The organism is Parabacteroides timonensis (genome assembly GCF_900128505.1).
GTDB classification, from domain to species: Bacteria; Bacteroidota; Bacteroidia; order Bacteroidales; family Tannerellaceae; genus Parabacteroides; species Parabacteroides timonensis.
In genome coordinates, this window is sequence record NZ_LT669940.1 from 1,476,559 (window position 1) to 1,497,293 (window position 20,735).

Annotated in this window: 20 protein-coding genes; 4 read left to right on the forward strand and 16 right to left on the reverse strand. The window is 40.9% G+C overall.

The annotated features are described in order from the left end of the window. On the forward strand, positions 1–1,461 hold the full coding sequence (locus BQ7394_RS06450) for a TolB family protein (protein ID WP_075556890.1): 1,461 nt from the start codon (positions 1–3) through the stop codon (positions 1,459–1,461). A 145-nt stretch (positions 1,462–1,606) separates the two neighbouring features. On the opposite strand, the gene BQ7394_RS06455 is transcribed toward BQ7394_RS06450, so the two are convergent. From BQ7394_RS06455 to BQ7394_RS06525, 15 genes are all read right to left on the reverse strand, one after another. Continuing rightward, positions 1,607–3,175 (reverse strand): SusD/RagB family nutrient-binding outer membrane lipoprotein, encoded by a 1,569-nt coding sequence (locus tag BQ7394_RS06455; protein WP_075556613.1) that lies wholly within the window; start codon positions 3,173–3,175, stop codon positions 1,607–1,609. 18 nt (positions 3,176–3,193) lie between these two features. Continuing rightward, positions 3,194–6,157 (reverse strand): SusC/RagA family TonB-linked outer membrane protein, encoded by a 2,964-nt coding sequence (locus BQ7394_RS06460; RefSeq protein WP_082211681.1) that lies wholly within the window; start codon positions 6,155–6,157, stop codon positions 3,194–3,196. Positions 6,158–6,246: 89 nt separating this feature from the next. After that, complete coding sequence (locus BQ7394_RS26550; protein ID WP_075556615.1) at positions 6,247–6,852, reverse strand: acyltransferase; 606 nt, start codon at positions 6,850–6,852, stop codon at positions 6,247–6,249. A gap of 123 nt (positions 6,853–6,975) precedes the next feature. Next, on the reverse strand, positions 6,976–7,869 hold the full coding sequence (locus BQ7394_RS06470) for a sulfotransferase family protein (protein ID WP_235848679.1): 894 nt from the start codon (positions 7,867–7,869) through the stop codon (positions 6,976–6,978). A 22-nt stretch (positions 7,870–7,891) separates the two neighbouring features. Beyond that, a complete protein-coding gene (locus BQ7394_RS06475; protein ID WP_075556617.1) occupies positions 7,892–9,283 on the reverse strand; it encodes a replicative DNA helicase in 1,392 nt (463 codons plus the stop codon). After that, positions 9,283–9,777: a hypothetical protein gene (locus BQ7394_RS06480; protein WP_075556618.1), complete on the reverse strand. Its 495-nt coding sequence runs from the start codon at positions 9,775–9,777 to the stop codon at positions 9,283–9,285. Before BQ7394_RS06480 ends, BQ7394_RS06475 begins: the two co-directional genes overlap by 1 nt. A gap of 316 nt (positions 9,778–10,093) precedes the next feature. Then, positions 10,094–10,543 carry a hypothetical protein gene (locus BQ7394_RS06485; RefSeq protein ID WP_075556619.1) on the reverse strand — a complete coding sequence of 150 codons (450 nt, stop codon included), beginning with the start codon at positions 10,541–10,543 and terminating at the stop codon, positions 10,094–10,096. Between the two features lie 162 nt (positions 10,544–10,705). Continuing rightward, positions 10,706–11,692, reverse strand: coding sequence for a glycosyltransferase family 10 domain-containing protein (locus BQ7394_RS06490; protein WP_075556620.1), 987 nt, complete (start codon positions 11,690–11,692; stop codon positions 10,706–10,708). Between the two features lie 11 nt (positions 11,693–11,703). Next, positions 11,704–12,858 (reverse strand): OmpA family protein, encoded by a 1,155-nt coding sequence (locus tag BQ7394_RS06495; protein ID WP_075556621.1) that lies wholly within the window; start codon positions 12,856–12,858, stop codon positions 11,704–11,706. Positions 12,859–12,870: 12 nt separating this feature from the next. Further along, on the reverse strand, positions 12,871–13,788 hold the full coding sequence (locus BQ7394_RS06500) for an alpha-1,2-fucosyltransferase (protein WP_075556622.1): 918 nt from the start codon (positions 13,786–13,788) through the stop codon (positions 12,871–12,873). 4 nt (positions 13,789–13,792) lie between these two features. Beyond that, a complete protein-coding gene (locus BQ7394_RS06505; RefSeq protein WP_161951781.1) occupies positions 13,793–14,737 on the reverse strand; it encodes a glycosyltransferase family 52 in 945 nt (314 codons plus the stop codon). A 59-nt stretch (positions 14,738–14,796) separates the two neighbouring features. Then, entirely contained in the window at positions 14,797–15,939 is a 1,143-nt protein-coding gene (locus tag BQ7394_RS06510) for a glycosyltransferase family protein (protein WP_139317681.1), read from the reverse strand. 8 nt (positions 15,940–15,947) lie between these two features. After that, the gene (locus BQ7394_RS06515) at positions 15,948–16,616 is read right to left on the reverse strand and encodes an acylneuraminate cytidylyltransferase family protein (protein ID WP_075556625.1); all 669 of its coding nucleotides are present in this window, start codon (positions 16,614–16,616) and stop codon (positions 15,948–15,950) included. A 500-nt stretch (positions 16,617–17,116) separates the two neighbouring features. Next, positions 17,117–18,088 (reverse strand): Rpn family recombination-promoting nuclease/putative transposase, encoded by a 972-nt coding sequence (locus BQ7394_RS06520; RefSeq protein ID WP_075556626.1) that lies wholly within the window; start codon positions 18,086–18,088, stop codon positions 17,117–17,119. A gap of 117 nt (positions 18,089–18,205) precedes the next feature. Beyond that, complete coding sequence (locus BQ7394_RS06525; protein WP_075556627.1) at positions 18,206–18,448, reverse strand: DUF4248 domain-containing protein; 243 nt, start codon at positions 18,446–18,448, stop codon at positions 18,206–18,208. A gap of 241 nt (positions 18,449–18,689) precedes the next feature. Between BQ7394_RS06525 and BQ7394_RS06530 the strand changes: the two genes are divergently transcribed. Genes BQ7394_RS06530 through BQ7394_RS06540 form a run of 3 tightly spaced genes read left to right on the forward strand, consistent with a single transcriptional unit; the run spans position 18,690 to position 19,887 of the window. Beyond that, a complete protein-coding gene (locus BQ7394_RS06530) occupies positions 18,690–19,145 on the forward strand; it encodes an HU family DNA-binding protein (RefSeq protein ID WP_075556628.1) in 456 nt (151 codons plus the stop codon). A 2-nt stretch (positions 19,146–19,147) separates the two neighbouring features. After that, the gene (locus tag BQ7394_RS06535; RefSeq protein WP_075556629.1) at positions 19,148–19,594 is read left to right on the forward strand and encodes a glucosaminidase domain-containing protein; all 447 of its coding nucleotides are present in this window, start codon (positions 19,148–19,150) and stop codon (positions 19,592–19,594) included. A 26-nt stretch (positions 19,595–19,620) separates the two neighbouring features. Then, complete coding sequence (locus tag BQ7394_RS06540) at positions 19,621–19,887, forward strand: hypothetical protein (RefSeq protein WP_075556630.1); 267 nt, start codon at positions 19,621–19,623, stop codon at positions 19,885–19,887. Between the two features lie 78 nt (positions 19,888–19,965). On the opposite strand, the gene BQ7394_RS06545 is transcribed toward BQ7394_RS06540, so the two are convergent. Then, complete coding sequence (locus BQ7394_RS06545) at positions 19,966–20,727, reverse strand: glycosyltransferase family 25 protein (RefSeq protein WP_075556631.1); 762 nt, start codon at positions 20,725–20,727, stop codon at positions 19,966–19,968. Positions 20,728–20,735: the final 8 nt, after the last annotated feature.

Genomic DNA, 20,735 nt, shown 5'->3' on the forward strand with positions numbered 1-20,735 from the left:
ATGAAGGGAAATTATAAGTATATCATGTTGCTGGCTATGTTTATGTCCTGTTCGGATGCGGTTCAGGTTAGCGATAGGTTAAGTGAAAAGCCTGCAATTAGTCCGGATTATACTGATGTTACTATTCCGGCGAATATCGCTCCATTAAACTTTTCATTGACAACTCAATATGAAGAGGCACGTATGATTTTATCTTCGGCTGACCGGAAGATTGAGGTTAAAGCCAAAGGAAATCAGTTTGTAATTCCTTCTTCCAAATGGAAGACGCTTTTACAGTCTACCGCCGGTAATGCGGTAGATGTGATCGTTCAGGCGAAAGAAAAAGGTAAGTGGATCGAATATGCTCCTTTTAAATTATATGTGGCAACGGACCCCATCGATCCTTATATTGCCTATCGTTTAATTGCCCCTGGATATACTTTGTGGAATAGGATGGGGCTTTATCAGCGTAATCTGGAAAACTATACGGAAACAGCCATCATTGAAAATAAGATGAGTGGCCGGAATTGTGTGAATTGCCATTCTTTCTGTATGCAGAATCCGGATAAGATGCTTTTCCACATGCGTGAAACGTATCCTGGAACCATACTGGTTGACGGAGATAAAATAGAAAAGTTGAATACCAAAACGGAACAAACCGTTTCTTCATTAGTATATCCCTCCTGGCATCCTTCGGGAAAATATGTCGCATTTTCTGTAAATAATACAAAACAGGGATTCCATATGAACGACAGGAACCGGATCGAAGTATTTGATGAAACTTCGGATGTCGTAGTGTATGATGTGGAAAAGCACGAGATAGTGACTACCGGAAAGTTATTTTCGAAGGATGCTTTTGAAACTTTCCCCACTTTTTCTCCGGATGGAAAAACACTTTATTTCTGTACGGCTGGTGCACGTCCTATTCCGCAGGAGTATTCTGAGATCAAATATAGCTTGTGCTCTATTTCTTTCGATCCGGATACCCGGAGCTTCGGTTCTGTAGTAGATACATTATATAATGCAAATATAAAAGGGCAAAGTGCTTCTTTTCCACGTGTCTCACCGGATGGAAACTATTTGATGTATACGGTATCTGGTTATGGTAATTTTTCTATTTGGCACAAAGATGCTGACTTGTATATGGCGGATCTTGCCACAGGCGAAAGTATACCTTTAGATATATTGAATAGTGATGATGTGGAAAGTTATCATTCCTGGAGCAGTAACAGCCGTTGGGTTATATTCAGTAGTCGTCGGATTGATGGGTTATATACACGGCCGTATATCGCTTATGTCGGTAAGGATGGAAAAGCCTGTAAGCCATTTTTATTGCCTCAGAAAGATACAGAGTTTTATGATCAATTTATGATGTCATATAATATTCCGGAGTTTATCACCGGAAAGGTGAAAGTAGGAGGTAGGGTATTAGGTCTGAAGGCGAAAGAAGATAAAGGGATTGATGTGAAGTTTGCGAAATAATTTACGACTGGCCGTAACAGTCCGTTTACGATGGTTGTATAAACGAAGATACGATGACCGTATGAACTAATATACGACCATCGTATCTTCCCTTATAGGATGACCGTATAAGCTAATATATGGTCATCCTGTTTTTTGTAGAAACTTATCGGCTACCGCCTGCCCACCAAACGGGTTCTGTATATACATACTGACCGTCACCATAAGCAGCTTTTACTTCCGGATTCGTAGTCGTGTCGCTGTTACCGTACGGACAACGCAGGGGGAATTTAGCTTTGTTTTTTAATGTGATGAGTTCTTCACCCATTGCTTTCAGACGACGGACGTCGTTATAAGCTTCAACGGCTTCACCATTAGCACCCCATAAAGCGATGTATTTCTGAATCATTGTTTCTTTCAACGGATTTGTTGTAAATAAAGCTTTCACGTTGTTGTCAAAATAAGCTTCAGCGTCAGCTGTCGTAATAGCGGGAGCAGCGTTTGTAAGATCTTCACCCATATATTTTTCTGCTGACTGGATAGCAACTTCTGCATTTGCGATACCGGCTACAACGGCATCTTTCAATGTCGCTTCTGCTTCATCGATGCGGTTTAATCTGCACAATGCTTCAGCTTTTAAGAACAACACTTCGTGATAACTTAACAGTATACTCGGAGCTGTTTGGGCGAACATATACATAGATACACTGTATTTGTCTTGCGACTCTACCGGTGTACCGTTCGGAGCCAGCAACTCTTTGTCTTTCTTTAGATCTGTGATCATTTCGTAGCTGTCGCCGACTGTAACGAATGCGCGGTTCATACGCGGGTCGTTTCTTTCGATCAGCTTGTCTGCCATGCTTTGGCTACCGGCAAGGGCCCAGCGTGCATCGAAGAAACCGAATAACGGGTTGATGTTATTGCTGCTGTAGATATTGAATGCAGCCTGTTCTCCGGCAGATGTAAATGATTTGGATACATATTCCAATACTTTTTCCATATCTGCATTTACACTGCTTGAGCGATTGATCAGATGCATAGTGTAACGGGCTTTCAAACCATAAGCCAGTTTTAACCATTTTGCAGCACTAGCCTGATAAAGTAAGTCATGGTCTCCCATAGGGCCGGATGCGTGCAGGTCTTTTCCCTGTAAATCGGCGATAGCATCGTCCAGGCTTTTCATCACTCCGGCATAGATATCTTCCTGTTTGTCTACTTTGGGGTTCATGTATGTCGGTGTTCCGTCAGGATTGATCAAAGCAGCTTCACTCCAGGGAGTATCACCGAACATATCGGCCAAGATGGCTGAATTGTAAGCAACCAGAACTTCTGCAATACCTTTGGTAACCAAATTTCCTTCCTGTTCTCCACCTTCCGAACATTTGTTGACAGCAATACGTGCATTTCTTAAAGCGGTATAAACGTTCGACCATACATTATTAAATGTTGCAGATGCCGAAGGTTCTCCGTTACGTATTTCTGCACGGTATAACTGATTGTGCACTCCGACTTCCTGTTCGATATATGCAGAACCGTAGATGGAAAAATCACCGCCTACATTTGAGAATGCAGTAGATGTAATTACATCAGCCAGGATAAATTTAGCCTGTACATTTTGTGTGTGGTTCGGGTCTTTATTCACCTTATCCATCATATCTTCCGAACAACCAGTCAGAGAAGCCAATAGAATACCCGCACCCAAGAGGCCTTTTGATATATTATTTAATGTTTTCATATTCTATCTTTTAAATAATTAAAATTTGACATTCAGACCGAATCCATAGCTGGCAGTACCCGGTAGTGAGAAACGCTCGAAAGCACCGGCCATATTGTTGTTACCCTGAGTCGCTTCCGGGTCAAATCCTTTCAATTGTGACCAAACGATGATGTTACGTGCAAATACACTCAGGTTGACTTTCAACCAACTCTTGTCTAATACCGGATAACTTACTGCTAGTTCGCGTAACTTGATGAATGAGTTGTCATAGATCATAGACTCGTCAACATTATTTATTGCAGAGAAATAATCGGCTGCATCTTCACCTTTGATCTGAATGTCGTTAGGAGCATATCCGGTTACATTACCGTTGGCATCTTTCACTTCTTTCACTGCAGGCAGTTCGAATAAGAAAGATTCTGAACTACGGAAATCGCCAGACTTTTTGCTGGTTCCGTAATAGTCGAGCATACCGGCAGTACCGCAATACATTTGTCCACCCTGTTTCCAGTCGAATACAGCAGATATACGGAATTTATACAATTCGATATTTGTATTGAAGCCCAGGCGGAAATCTGGAGCCACTTTACCGATAACACGTTCTTCACCTGCCTGTGGCATACCGTTTTCGTCCACGACAATCTGTCCAGCTTCGTTACGCAAATATCCTACACCGTAAACAACCGGGAACTTATCGCCGATGCCGGCACGAACCTGCGGTGTAACGAAACCACCCAACATGATGCTATTTACACCCGGAGCCAACTCATCGACATAGTTGTCGATTTTAGAGAAGTTGAATGCAAAGTCAAGTTTGAAGTCTTTCGTATTAACCGGAGCTACGGTCAATGTAAACTCATGAGCATTGGTATGTATTTTACCACCATTTGTCATCAAGCTGTTGGAACCTGTTGATCCGGCCAAAGGAACTTCAAATATTTGGTCTTTTACGTTCTGGCGAGAGAATGTATAACTCAAGCCGAATAGACCGTTCAGGAAAGTCAGGTCGGCACCCAATTCGTATGATTTTGTATTCTGAGGTTTCAGATTCGGATCATACACTCTGTAATGCGGAACATAAGCCATTACGCCTCCCAGCGGATACATGATCGGTGTACCTGAGAAGAAGCCGCCACCGTATGATGGAGTATAATAGTAAGAAGGCATATAATCGCCTGCCTGTCCAACTTCAGCATAAGAAGCACGAATCTTACCGAAAGTCAGGATATCATTTTTCAGCGGTTCCAGTTCGGTGAATACCCATCCGAGAGAAACAGAAGGATAGAAGAATGAGCGGTTGTCGCGAGGCATAGACGATACGATATCGTTACGTCCTGTTACATTCAGGTAAAGCATATTTCTCCAGGCTAACGACAAGTTACCGAAGAAACCGACTGTACGGTTCTTTTTGTATTTGTTTTCAACAGATACGGAAGAAGCATTATTGATATGGTTCCAACCCGGGAAGTTGAAAGGTGTTCCGTAAGAATAAGAATAGTTTGACTTACGTTCTACGATTTCATTACCAAGCAAAGCGTCAAATACAAGTTCTTCATTGATATTCCATGAATAAGCAGCAGTTAACAATGAGTTCATTTCATTGATTGAATAATGATATTCGCTGGCTTCACCTTGTCCGGCTGCATGTCCGTAACCATAAATATCAGAATAGTTGGTAGTGTAAGCATCGTCTCCCAGCTGATATTTAACATCCAGTTTATGATTTTCAGTATCAAACTTTGTAGAGTAATTCACATAAGCGTTACCGAAGAAACGTTGTGTACGCTCTGTAAATTTGTTGTTGTCGCAAGCCCAATAACCTTGGTCGAACGAACCTTTGCGATAGTTGTTCTGTGTATAGGGGTCACCTTCTACATGAGACGGGATTCCTGCCAGGTCGTAGCTGGGAGGTGCCGGATAAACGGTTGCAGTAATACCAGTATTGGCTCCTGATTGTTTTCTGATCTTTGAAGCAATGAATGTACCGCTGAAACCGGTAGTCCAGTTATTATGCAATTTTGCTTCGGCAGTCATCTTGGCATTGTAGCGATCCATACCTGTGTTGGGAACGATACCGTCGTTTGTCGTGTTACCCAAAGAGAAAGAGTAGTTTCCTTTATCAAAGCCCTGAGCAACGTTTACAGAATTACTCCATGTAACACCTGTGCCAAAGAAGTCCTTTGCATTGTCGTAAGCCTGCGGTGTAGCCCATGGATCCAGTCCGGCTGCAGCACGCTGTGGAACATAGTATTGTCCCTGGTGTAATCCGTTTGCAGTGTAGCTGTTGTTTACATTACCGCCATAAGTCGGGTCATTCGGTAATTCTGAAATTTTAGGACCCCAGCTTAAAGAAGATGTAGGGGAGAAGACACCACCGCTACCCTGTGCATACTCTTTCTGAGCTTCAGGTAAGGTAGAAACAACATCAAAAGCAACGCTTGTATTGAATGTCACTTCCGGTTTTCCTTTACGTGCGCCTTTACCGCTTTTGGTTGTAATAACGATAACACCATTGGAGGCACGCATACCATACAATGCGGATGCAGCCTGACCTTTCAAGATATTGATACTTTCAATATCATTTGGATCAAGGTCGACAGCACGGTTGGCATAGTCTGTACCACTTACACTACCATTGTTCATGACGTCTGTATCAATATCAGACGTTGATGTGATAGGCATACCATCGACAACATATAACGGTGTATTGTTTCCTGTGAAGGAACGTGAGCCACGGATAGTGATTTTAGAAGATGCACCTGGCATACCTGAAGATGGAGTAATATCAACACCGGAAACTTTTCCTTGTAAAGCATTCGCTAAATTAGTACTGGATGCTTTCGTTAATTGATCACCTTTTACATCTTGAACAGCATATCCCAATGCCTTTTTCTCTTTCGAGATACCCATTGCTGTAACAACAATTTCGGAAATGTTCTGAGTATCAGATGCTAATCTGATATTTACAACAGGTTGAACAGAAACTTCTTGGCTTTTCATACCTACGTAAGAAATTACCAGAGTCTTTGCAGAACTAGGTACATCCANCCTGCAATCTTTTTAAAAACAAGCCATAAATTCTTGATTTTTCAACGTCTCCAATATACATTTTCTTTTAACACTTTGGCTGGTACACCAGCAGCCAAAGTGTTTGCAGGGATGTCCCTGCAAACAACTGCCCCGGCAGCAATAATCGCGCCATCACCAATATGTACCCCCTTTTGTATCATTGCATTAGAACCTATCCAAACAGAATTGCCTATTTTTACCGGCAAACATCTTTCTCTTTTTCCGAAGGTATCCCCATGATCATGACCATCCGAATCACGAATAGTTACATTTCGTCCTATCAGCACATTATCCCCTATTGTAATATTTGATTCACACTCCAGATAGGTTCCATCATTCATCATACAATCGCCTATTACTAATCTTGCACCCGAATGAACCACTATATTTACGTCAGCAATCCACAATGTATCAATAACTAAATCACCTGCCAGCCAAATATTACATGACGACCTTTTTTTAAAGGCAGACCTATTTATCAATTCTTTTTCTACAGACAAAAAACCATTTTTAGCAACGGTTATTGTTGATGATTTAGATATCAAAATTTTTTTCCCTGACTTATAATAAGTCCACATTTTAAAAATCGAGGCTATATATAAATACCGTTTAAATCTGGTTATCATATTCGACATGATTAATAATTAGTATATTAATAGAATCTATCTAGATGTTGTATTTCTCGGCACGGTAAACAAAAATGACCACATCGGCTATCTGTAATCTTTTCAAGACAAGCCATTGATGCTTCACCAATCCATACGATACCCTATCAAATCAAAGAATTTATCATTCCATGGCTTGAAAAACTGGGTTAAAGATTGTTTACATTCAACAGGAATCTGTTGAATGTAAACTCCCACATGGGAGTTTTTCAATTCATCTTCTTTCCATGAAAAATGAGAGATACCCAAAAAATCTTCTATTCGATGTAAAGTCTCCTTTTTATGTTTCTTCAATTCTACATTTTCTATAATCAAAATTTGTTCCGGATTAAAATACTGATAATAACGTTCCAATTGATCACTATATAAACCACGCCGTATAAAATCCGGATAGTTGAATGCTGACGGTAAATAAGAACCTGTTTCTCTGATCTTCCGAAATTCTTCTTCTATAAACCAGGAAAAGGGATATTTTACAGGATCTTTCAAATAATCTAAATATTCCTGATCAGGATCTTCTCTAATAGTTATTTTTTTCTGTGCTAACAGACAATGCATATTATATTCAGAAAAAGCACGACTAACTGGTTCACGTACTAAAAAAATCAAACGAGCTGCCGGGTTATGACACCAAATACGTTTCGGAACTTCATCCCGATATACATTTATAGGAGTCGCTTCGAAAAATAAATGCTTCCGGTTCGATTTAAAGACTTTCCTGCCTGAAAACAAAGCTCGTATTTCATTCTCAGTCGGATCTCTATAATTTGCCTTGGTAAATAATAAACTTTCTTTACGAACAGTCCCCACACAATCAGGATGCTTATCCAAATATTCAAACAAAGCTGTTGTTCCAGATTTTTGTGCCCCGATAATAACAAAATCTATCTTTTTTGCTTTTCCACTCAATAGTAAAGACAAAAAGGAGACTTTATTTATTACGATTTTACCGGCACGAAACAGAAAATTCATTCTCATAATCTTATTCTTATTTTTTAATTTATATCACCCTCGGATCATAATCCGTCAGGCAAGTCATCGCCGGGTTATACCGGAACTTGGCCACCCCTGTTGCCCCGTTACGATTCTTTGCCACCATCAGCAGACCTATTCCACGAAGATCTTCCTTCGTTTTCGGATCATAGAAAATGTTGTATTTCTCGGCACGGTAAACGAAGATGACCACATCAGCTATCTGTTCGATCGCTCCCGAGTTGCGCAAGTCGCTCAAAACAGGGAAATGGGGAGCCTGACGATGGTCGCTCTCACGGTTCATCTGTGCCAGCAACACGACAGGGATCTGCATCTCTTCAGCCATCAACTTGATCTTACGGGTTATGTTACCCAACGCCAGATCTGTTGTTTCCTGCAAGTTCGTTTTCGATACCACGATATTGATCAGGTTCAGATAGTCGATGAAAAGCAACGCCAGTTTATTCTGTTTATACAACACCTGCGCCTTGGCACGAATATCTTCCACCGTATCCGAACCGCAATACTCGATCGTGATCGGCAGATGGTCCAGCTCTTTTCGAGCAGCTTCCAGACGAATACGTTCCGATTGGTTCGTTCCTTTAAAGCGTATACGATCGGCATCGATCCCGCTGAGCATCGACAACAGACGCATCACATTATCCTCCTTGCTCATCTCCACACTGAAGAAAGCAACCGCTTTACCCTGGCGGGCTGCCTGTAACGCCATCCACAACGCGACAGCCGATTTCCCCATCGAGGGACGGCCCGGTATCACGATCAACTCGCCCGGATACAAACCGCCTGTCAGCGTATCCAAGTCACGCAGACCGGTACGGATTTGCTTACTTATGCCCGCTTCGCGTTCCGTCTGCTCCTGATATGATTTTTCCAATACGCGGGCGGCCACCTTCCCTGCATCCTCCATCGAAGAGGAACGGGTGAGTTCTCCACGCAGGGAACCGGCAAGCTCCTCCACACCTGCAAGCAACACAGCCACGTCCGCCGAAGGCTGTACAGCCTGCACTTCTTTCTCTCTCAGTCCGTTCACTAGTTGGCGCAGTGTATAACAGCGCACCAGTTCATCGGTATGGATACGGATATGGCTGTCATTGCGCACATCGAGCAACATCTCCGACAAGAATAAAAGTCCGTCCAGCTTTCCATACATGGCAGAGTCCAACCGCCGCATTTCATCTTCAACCGTCAACATATCTACTCCCTTACCGGCTTCTACCAACGACAGGATCGCTTCGTACACAAAGCGGATCCCGCTGTGGCTGAACATCTCTGCACGCAAACGGTCGCGCACGTCGAAGATGGCATCCGGGCTGCTCAGTAGTCCGGCTATAACCGCCTGTTCCATCGGGAGATTCACATTCGGAGTGATCTCCCGTTTTGTTTTCTGTGTGCTTTCCATCAGTTCACCAGTCCTTTCTGTCCGCTATTCGGTTGATAAAAATTCATCGCCTGGCTAAAAATATCTTCACCGGCTTCACTCTCCAAAGGCTGCGCCGGTACCTGCAACTTACCAGCTTCATTGAAAACCGGTATCAACGGCTCATAATCGGTCAGGCAGATCAGTTTATAGCCTGTAAGTTCTTTCACCTGCAAAAAATGACCGACTTCCAAACGTTCCAGGCATTTCTTTACCGACTTGCGACACAAACCCGTCAGACCGGCAATCTCCGAAAAGGTGGTAATCCATTCGCCCGGACGGCAGACATACGTAAATTCATTCAGACAAACCATCCCTTCACGGAAATAAGCAAACGTCTGTACACAAAGCAACACCTGAGCCAGGTGACGCTGTTCCTTGTTCGTGCCGAAAGAAGCTTTCATCACATTTCTCCCTACCCGCAGATAACCGCCCTTACGATAACCCGGTGTCATGTTTTCATTACATTTCGTCATGATTTCTTCGTTTTTTGTGAATAATTAAAGTGTCACAGGCAAAGTCGCACTAAAGTCACATCTGATAGTTATTGATATTCATAACATTCGATCCGGTTACGATCAGTAAGGATTACACCCCCGGTTGCACTCTCTTTAATATAGAATTAATATTATATATAATAAATACAAATAGGGCTGATCAAAAAAAATTGAAAGACTCGCTTGTCCGTTTACCTGATGCCGACAAATATAACGGCAAGCCGCGGTAAGGCGGTTTTGAGTTAAAATCAAGGAAAACAAAGAAAGAACAGCTCATTTCCAACCGATTAATTATTTATTTTTTGAATTGCTTTTGAGAGTATCTCTTAAATAACTCTAAAACATCCTCATATTCCAATAAGTCGCCGTACAAGCCTTGTTGTATACCCAAAAGTTCCATACTCAGATCGAAGGTCAGATACATCATTATGGCCAGTTCGGGAGTCGAACAACCGAACATGTCATTCTTCTGCATGGCTGCCATTATGGCTATAAACAACGGTTTATTATTTACTTTTATCAATGGGATATCAGGAATATCCGGCTGATAACCGAAAAAACTTAAAATGACCGGTTGGTAATATTCGAAAAAGCTTGTTGAAAACTTTTTCCATGACTTTTTTCCTTTTATCGATTCGGAAGTTCGCAAAAATATTGCACATTCAAGAACCTTCGTTTCATAATCGGGCAACTCTGCGATATTTACCCGAAAAACAGGAAAAGACAACTGATCTCCTCCCGACATGACATAAAAATTTTTTATTCATACAAATTTATTTTTATGGTCGGAAACGAGCTGCTTTATTTCATTTTAACAGATTATTTCTGGGAAAAAAGTCCGGTCTTTTGATTTTAAAAGTCCCTTATTTTGAAATCAAAAGTCCCGTCTTAACATTTCAAAACACCCTTATTTTATCCGTCTGTTGAGGGTTGTTAATTTTCTTTCAACCTTTCTATATCCTTTACAAACAGGACTATTATAGTATGATACCATTGATTTCTTTAAAGCAATATAGCCTCGATTGCAGCCGTATTCCGTATGTCGATAAGCTTCGTCGATCGGCTGATCAAAAATATGACGAAAAAAGGCTTTCTCCTTTTCCATTTCAATCTCATAAAACTCTTCGAAACTATTCCCATACGGCCAAAACGGAGTCATTACTTTCTCCAGATAAGCCGTATCGTCCTTATCCAAACGGATAATCTCTTCTACGGCTTCTTCAACAGAAGAAAATTGCATAAGATTAACAAACGAGTTCGGATGGTAATCCGAACTGATATTGGGGTTGCCCCAATAAACCGGCAACGATTGAGCCAGAAAAGGCTCATATATTTTTTCTGTCGTATATCCCCGGATACTGGAATTTTCGATCGCCAATGAAAACTTATACTCTCTTTGAAAAGAAAGCTTATCTTTTACTCTCTCTCCCATATTGTTCAGAAAAGCGCCTCCGGAGTCGATCCGCTTATATTTAGATAATTCCTTGAATATTCTTTCGCGATAAGGAAAAGCATTGTCGTTATTGGAATACACGAAATTACAAAATTTGCGATTCAACAATTCATCCGGTGTCAGATTAAATTTAACAGCATTTCTACCCTTCTTATACAATGTCAGATAATGATGATAAATCCGGTCTCCGGCTTGAATATCCGAAAGGCAAACGGCATAATCGCATAGATTCAGATCCGGAATTATATTTTCACCGCACCAGAATATTTTTATACAATCGGTATAGAATAGATGATTGTTTCCGAAACAAGAAAAAAATAAATAATCAGGATGTTCTCTATCGATAATAATATCATACTCATCCAATAAAAAGCCTAAATGATATTTGTAATCAGAACCTTCCCAAAAATCAGTAAAATAGCAACGTATCTTCTGTTTCATATCCGTAACCTTTACTTCTCTAAAACAGACATATTCTCACGTGCCAGACGTGGATTCAGTGGCATATACTTGCGAAAGTAAGCAATGGCTGTTTCTTTGTCTCCATCCATCAAAGCCAAAACACCTAAATTATTATAGGCCCGCTGATCTCCTTCCACCTGATTAAAAAAGTAACGGGCCGATTCTTTATCTCCCTGCGACAAGGCAGCTGCTGCCGCATTCAATTGGGCTATTTTACAAGTAGGATAAGTATAGGCTGCTATTTCATATATTTCACGATATTGTTCCGTGCCGGGACGGTATAAAGCGGCTACGCGAAAGAAATCGGAAAGAGAGACTTTGTCCGGTTGGCTATATACTTTTTCGATTAATAGAGGATCATTAACGGATACTGTTTCCGACTCTGTTTCAACAGCTAATTCCATTCGTCGCAAACGGCTGAAAAAGCTCTTCTCGATGTCTTTGTAAACTGCTCCGTTATCTATCGCTTTGATTTGTTTACGGCGGCTGTCCGGATCATCGGTCAGCTGAAAGATAGAAAGTACACGACTGCTATATTTTTTATCCGATCCGGCAATAAGGCGTTGCAGGCCTTCCCAGTCTTCTCCTACCCAATCGACTGATACCGGATAACCGGATGGCATCTTGAACTGCTTCTGCAGATAGTTTTTAAACTGGATGGCACGGTTACCCGCCAGACGCTCATTTTCTTTCGTGTTGCCGTCGGGAGAGGCATATCCCATGATCCGGATATTCTTTACTCTTCCACCGGCTGATTGCAACAGGGCTTTCAGGTGTTCTTCGAATTTTGCCAGTTCGGCACGGTTGTTCCCATATTTCGGATTGACCTGAATGCCGTTGGCAGGAAAATCGATATAGGCGGTCAGCTTCTCCACCGATACTTTCGGTGCCAGTTCTTCGTCCGGTGTAATGTAGTTGATCATCCGGCTATAGACCGACTGGGCGTCTACCTGCAGCTGAGGAATCTGCATGCTTCGGGTGAACGATGACACAGGCTGCTGAATTTCCTGCTCCGATACGGTTGATACGGTACCCGCCGCAATTGCATAGAGGTCGGCAGAGGGTGCTTGCTTCTGTGTGTGGCAAGCCGGTAGGACAGCCAGCAAACCGAGGCCGGCTATTCCTTTTAAAAATCTTTTTTGCATGATTGGTTATTATTATTTTCTTATTATTGATTTTTTCAATGAAGAGATAATCCTTTTTAAGCGATCTCTTGTATAACTATATCTATTATTTATATAACGGCATCCACCATATATATAACAACGTCCACCATAGAAATAATAATCAAATTCTCCGAAAGGAACAGGGATCCAATTCTTCGGACATAAATCGCTAGTATTAAATCTCTTCTTATTTTTAAGACAAAACCCAAACCAAGGATCCGGATATAACACTTTTTTATCCGGATTAGGATTCAACCAGGCTCCCCACCATGAAAAAGTTGAATTACTAATAATATTATGCGTACACATTGACTGCAAATACAGGTCGATTAAGGGAGGCTCATTTTCAACAAAATAAAAGTTATCCCCTTTAAAATGCGTTTTACACCACTCTATGTCATCACTTATAACCAAAAAACACATCGTCTTATCAAAATAACTTATTGCCTTATTAAAATAGGACATCCTACATACAGGATGCCTATATTCCAATTTCAAATAATCTCCTCGACGAACATTTATAGCTACAGTTTTTCTTTGAAATATAAAACCATAGTTATCACGTATATATTTTTCAGTAATTTCATCTATCTTGAATAAATCATACACAAGATCCTTGTCAAAATATTTTTCCGATTGAAAATATCCATTCAATAGAAGATTATCTTGCAATGGTAACATTTCATACGAAGAGCCGGTTTCATTATATTCTGTAACATTTTCCGGATAAACATCTTGAAAATCGATTTTGGATAAAATCGATTTTCGGAAGATTTGTAAATCTGATAAATGATGATAATCGCATATCAAAGCCTTATAAGAGACTCCTAACTTCTTAGCCAAAGAGACTCCCGCAGCAATCTCAAATAAACAATTTCCTAATCGTCCATTCAAACATGTATATATCATTATATTATTTTTTTTTATTCGTTGTAAGCTTATTTGAAATACCGTTGTAGATATCACGTCGTTTGGCTTCTTTTATCAATGCAGGAGTGACATCGTAACCGGTAATTATTTTTTCTATCTGATCTCCCAGGCTATATACTGCTGTCGAATTAACGGTTATGACTCTGTGCAAAGGTATATCCAACAACACAAGCAACTCCATCGGGCAGGGAACTGTCAGGATTTTTGCAGAAGGGAAATAAGCAGCATAATCTGTTGTTTCTGCCGGATGAACTTTTATCAATGCATTCGATTCATCATAACCTGACAGCAACCGACGATAGACTTCTATTTTATCTGATTCTGAAAAATTATTTTCCGAATATTCACTGAACGGTTGAGTCAATAAAAGGGTATCACAACCATCAAATAATTTTAAATCGATCCCCTGAGGTAAAAACACATTTACTATTTCTTTTTTCTGATCAGGATTCTTTTGTTGCCATAAGGCATGTAAGTCGATGAGTTTTACTTTTTTCAAAATGATATCCGGAATAGGTAAAATACCGGTCAAATAAATACATTCAACATTATCGGCTAATCCCAACTGGGGGTATGTATTCCCCCATACCCATCTGCGCCGTAAAATCTTTTCTCTTTTAAAATTTTGAAATTCAGGAAGCAAAACAGATTCATAAGAAGCAGTTCCGTCTTCCAGATAAAAAATATGTTTAAAGAACCTCAAAAATGAATTAGAGAAAATAATCCATCCCCCTAAATAAACCGGAATATTACGATTACGTAAAGCATACCAATAAACAAGTAACAATGATCCATAACATTTTTTTCGATTTTTGTCATCTAAGATTTTTGCACCCGGTACACAACGAACAACAGACAAAGGGAATCCTCCATGAAAAAGAAACAAAGTATCCTCAATCCGGTAAGGTTCTAACAGGTAATACTGCAATAATGTATACGGAGTAGGCAAATAAGCGATTGCCTTATATTTTCTGAATAGTTTCATTTTTATAAATTTCCAATAATTTTATCAGGATCAGAAATACTCTTATCATACTTAAAGAAAAACAGATGAGGGCCAAAATAATATCTGTCATTCTTTATTAATCCGGATTTAAATAAATCATTTATTTTCATCTTTCTAAAATCATCATAGCATTTGCCTAATGATATAGATTTCTTATCAAATTCACGAATATCAGCAAACTTCATATGAAACCAATAAAATCCACCATGCACTATTTTAGAATTACAATGAAACGTTTCAATTATACGATAAACTGTATAAACCGGATTCCATCTTATAGTATCCGATTGATCAGACTCCTTAGGTGATTGATAAGCAGGTGTATAAAAACTTTTATCAGAAACTGTAAAAACAAAAAGGTCTCCACATCCATTAAAAACTAAAGGATGTGTACTTCCTTCTATAAAAACAGGAATACCCCATTCTTCACCATCCCTATACAAGTTTATACCGGACAGAGAAACCGATAATTTAGTCTTATACACCAATCTATATAAATAAGAACTATAAAATTCCATCATATTTCCGTTTACAGGAAACTTATCTATTATTTTAACTACCCAATAAATGTGGCTATGCAATCTATAAAAAAAACGGATAAAATAATAAGCCATACATTCTATTAAAGAGTATTCATAGACACCAATACCCCTGTACGCATCACATAACTTCGATAAACGATCAGTAAAGTAAATCTGATCCGCATCCATCTTAACGACATACTTATATGTAGTCTTTGATAATGCATAATTGCTATAATTACTAAATAAATGAATTGAATCTTTCGGTAAAGAATATGCATACCAAAATTCTTCTTCTGACAAAAAATCAAAATATACTTTAGGAGCATAAAAAAAAACTTTTATCTTATCCGGATACTGTTGTTGTTTTTGTTCAATGATAGTGGCAGTTTCGTCAATCGATTCCTGATAGCAAATAATTAATTCATCCAAAGCCTCGATACAGGAATCAATACTTAGTGCTAACCAACGCCCCCCATTTCTCACCCGCATCAAACCACTGACTCCTACTGGCCGTTCTCTTTTTAGTTCAGACAAATCAACCTGAAACTCTGAAGGATTATAATTCCCTTGACTACATAAAGGACATGAGCATGTTTGCATTTCTTCTCCTATTGATATTTATACATATAATATTCCACCAGATCAAAATCTTCTTGCGTATCGATATCCAAAGATCCGAACGGGTGGTCGACAATCAACGAATACAAGGAATCTCCGCGAATACGTCCGTTCAGTATCAAATCACGATGGCTGATATATAAAAGACCGTCTTCAAAATAAAGGGGTTCCATATCCTGGCTGCGCTGGCCGAAAACAAAATTCCAGGGAACAAACTTCCCATCCACCAAACGACCTAATTTCCTTACCAGGGGAGTAACGGCAAACAAGCTGTCATATTTACCGGTCTCTATCACCTGCAACGCTTCCTTCATCATCCCGTCCGGACGAAGCGGATTGGTGGCTTGTAATAAAATCATATAATCGAACTCCTTTCCTGCCGAAAGGAGTTCGATGGCAGCATGCTGCAAAGCCGAATCGGTAGTAGACAGATCTCCGGATAATTCAGCCGGACGCTCTATCACTCCTGCCCCATACTCGCGGGCCACCGCTGCTATCTCTTCACTGTCGGTCGACACATAAATTTCAGTATCCGGCAAAACACGCCGGGAATAGAGGATGGAGTGAGCCAACAAAGGCTTTCCGCATAACGGGTACAAATTTTTACCCGGGAAACGCTTCGATCCGCCGCGTGCCGGAATCAACATTACGTATTTCATCTGATTTGAATTAAAATAATCTGTTTACTGGCAAACAGATTCATTTTTGTATTACAGGATTATAAACTCCAATACCGAAGCTGGCTATTCATTGCAGTGCAAAGCATATAAACCTCCGGCAATTTATTGATTTAACTTATATCGATTGATTTATAGTTGTTATTTTGTTGGGTAAAGGTTTTGGCAGTTTCACTATTTATCAGTTTTGAGTTATCTTTCTTTACAAGGCAACGCCTTGTGCCGCAGGCTTTATTTTGCCGTCGGTTTTAACCGACGGATATAAAAGACAGGAGGCAAAGCCTCTTCCTCTGTGGGCTTAAGCCCCTTTAAAGCAGGGACTACCATTATATGTCAAAGGGGTTAAAACCCACAGAGGAATCCGGCAAAGCCGGAGCATTTAGATATCCGTTTGCTGAAGCAAACAGCAAAAGAGAGCCTGCGGCATGAGGCGAGCCTCATAAAAGACTCCAATATTGCTCCTACTTGAAGCTCACCTTTTTTTATAACATCTCTATCTCTTCTGCCGGCAATCCTGTACATTTTGCTATATCGGCTGCTCCCATTCCCATACGTTTCATGTTGGTCGCCGCTTGGCGTAGAGCTTCGAGCTTTCTGACTTCCCCTTTAGCAAGACCTTCAGCTTTCCCTTCAGCAAGACCTTCAGCTTTCCCTTCGGCAAGTCCTTCCATGCGGCCTTCCCATTTGGCAGTGTCGAGGACGTCGTTCTGGATCATGATTGTGTCCAGATGTTTATCGTAGGCATGACGTTCCTGGGTTGACATGGAGTAATATTTCAGTTTCTCTCGCGCTTCACGAAGGCCGGGCGCCGTCGTGTCGGGACGGATCGTACCGTCCTTCAGGTACGTGATCCATTCGTCGAGCGGCGTGGTGGCCACTTTGTCGAACTCGTTCACGCGAACCAGAATGTATTCAGGAAAGATCTCTGCCGGCAGGCGGGTAACGATGGCGTCGCGATCGCGAGTGTTAATACGCAAACGGTCGCCGGTATGCACGCCGATGAAATGGTTCTGGCCGTGATAGATATAGTCTGTTCCCACACCCAGATCAAAATAAAGGATACTGATGGAGTAGACTTTCTTTACATTCTGATAGCCTTCACCCAGCGAGATATGCTCGGTGATAGCTTTAGCTACACCGTATAGGATACGTTCGAGATAATGCACTTCGCGGGTGTTCTGGATCTCGACGATGATAATTTCGCCTTTACTGTTCAACGCCTTGATATCGACACGATTGAACTTGTCGTCGGCACTCTCCTGATTGCCTTCGCTTTCGAGAATTTCGAGGATCTTCACCTCTTCCCGCAACATAACGGTCAGGAAACCGTTGAGCACACCGAAGTTAGCCTTCTGGCGCAATAAACGCTTTATGGCCCAATCAAATCGAATATATCGATCTTGCAGCTCTTGTTTTTCATTTTCTGCCATGATTTTTGGATCTAATTTTTTCATAATTAAGTGTTTTATGTGTTACGCAATTCGCAAATATACATATATTAATGGATGAACAGGCACAGTTAGTTCAATATTTTCTACGTTCGATTGTAATCTTTCGGATTCCTAATCTTCTCAAGGTTCTCCCAAAAAACGAAATATCTGCGCAGTCTGCAGCGGGGTAAACTTTCGTTGTCCTTTGCGCCAACCGGCTTCCTCAAGGGCGGCTGTCAGGCCGGCGTTGAAGGCGATCCAGCGTTTGATCGCTTTGGCTGCCGAATCGGGCTGCAAGGTCGGATTATATAACAATCCTAATTCAGTAACTCCATAGCTTCGTATCGGCACATGTGTTTCCGACTGTTCTGTTTCCTTATTCATAACGCATTCTTTTTGATTGATTTATGCATTAAATTTACAAAATATCCTGCAATAAAACAAGCTCTAACCACTTATTTTTCAATGAATACAAAACAATATCCGGACTTATCGGTACTTATCCGTCAATAACCGTACAGAACCGGAATTAACCGGAAACGCCCCTTCCCTCCTGTCGTATCTTTGACATGTTATCGATAACCAACAAATAATTTTCAATTATCAACTTTCAATTATTAAAATTATGGCTCTGAATTTCCATCTAGTAAAACGTCCCGACATGCGTAAAGACGCTGCCGAAGGTTCCGAACTGTATTATGCACAGGTTCGCGCTTTGAAAAAAGTCAGTTTCGAAAAACTCTGCAGCATGATCGCCATGCGAAGCACCGCGTTTATCGGTGATGTCATGCTCGTTATCGAAGATTTGCTTTCCGTCATGCAGGAACGCCTTGAAGAAGGCGATATCATCTGTATGGGGCGCCTGGGCAATTTCCGCATGGTGGCGGGAAGCAAAGGAGTACCGGTAAAAAAGGATTTCGATACCTCTCTCTTCAACGATGCGCGCATCGTATATGTTTCGGGCACTATGCTGGCCGATATCAAGAAAAATGCCAAGTTCGAAGAATTGAAACCGATCAAAGATCCCGACGCAAAAACCGAAGGTGGTAGCGGAGAAGATGATCGTCCTGTAATAGAATAGATATGAACAAGCAAGCATTCTTTAAAAAGTTCCTTCCGGCGGCAAAAGCTGCCGGGGAACATTTCAAACTGAATCCGCAGATGATCCTCGCACAAGCTGCCGTTGAAAGCGGCTGGGGTGAAAGTGTTCTCTGCACAGTGTACAACAATTATTTCGGCCTTACCGGTTACGGGCAACCCACCCTCTACTGGAAAGGGGCGAAAACACTCAAAGCGGAAGACGGTGGTATTTCTCACCTTCAATTTCGTATCTATGAATCTGTTGAACAAAGTTTCTTCGATTTTGCACGCTTGATCCGTTTTGTCTATCCGACTGCCGCAACTGTCAGTTATTATCCCGAGGCTTATGCCAAAGAGATCGCTTACAGCCGTTACATCAGCGAAGCGAACGGCGACAACCGCGAAGCTTACCGGCAGATGCTCATTAAAATCTGTCAGTATATCAAATAATATTGGCACATTAAACAATTATCCCTATGAAATATCTTGAAATAATTCTCAACTTCCTGACAACGATTGCCCGTTTGTTTTTTCGGGGCAAAAGGAAACATAAACCTGATCAGCCTGTGGCTGACGATCCTGGCAATTCTGGCATTGATCCTCCGCAACACCGAAGTGGCACTGGCGGCTATCGGAGCGATACTATCGATCTCCCGAAGAACACCCCCTCACCCGAAAACATGATGGGATGGGCGTTGATCGTTTGTGCATTGAGCGGGTATCTGATGAAACTGTTAAACTAATCATTCTGAGGATGGCGTGTCAAAATTCCGTTTTGTCATGGCGGACTTGACCCGCCATCCCATACTAAACACGGATTATCAGAGATGCATACTTTTAATTATCCCGATTCTTTTTTTTATCAGATAATTTATTCTATTATAAGCCAAACGACATTCAATCCGGGAATGAGGAAAAATCCTTTTCTTACTCTTACGCTGTTCTTCCATAATAGAAGATTTCAATTTATCCCTTTGTTGTACGACTACAGATGGATATAAAGAATAAATATCGACACCCCAGCCTCGGAAAAGGAACCAGTCATCTGCTACCCAATAAATAGATCCTTTTGGCAACAACAGACGGGCCGCATTTTTATTAATCAAATACCCAGTAGCAAACAGAGCACTATATATATTGCATACGCTATACTTCTCACAGAATATTTTTTTCTCACCAGTATATTCAAAAGATGCATGTAATAGTAAAATTCGAGGGATAGAACTGTTCATCAAATCATGTACAGACTTCATAAATTGTTCTGTTATTTCGCTATCGACAAAATGGGCATCATCTTCCAGGATGAGAGCATAGTTAAGATCTGTCTCCAGTAAATGTTTATAACACATTTGATGGCTCAATACACAACCTATTTCACCCGGCAACAATGCACGTCCGTAATATCGGGTATATTTCTTACAATCAAATAAATTATTTTTTTCTTTATCTGATAATTCTTTCCCATAAACGGCCTCGATCATTTCAATATCCAGACAGGGAAATTGCCCCGTTTCTTTCAATATACTTTCCCTCCGGTCCAGGTCTTTTGGCAAATTGATCACATACGTCTTTAAACGATCCATCTTTCGTA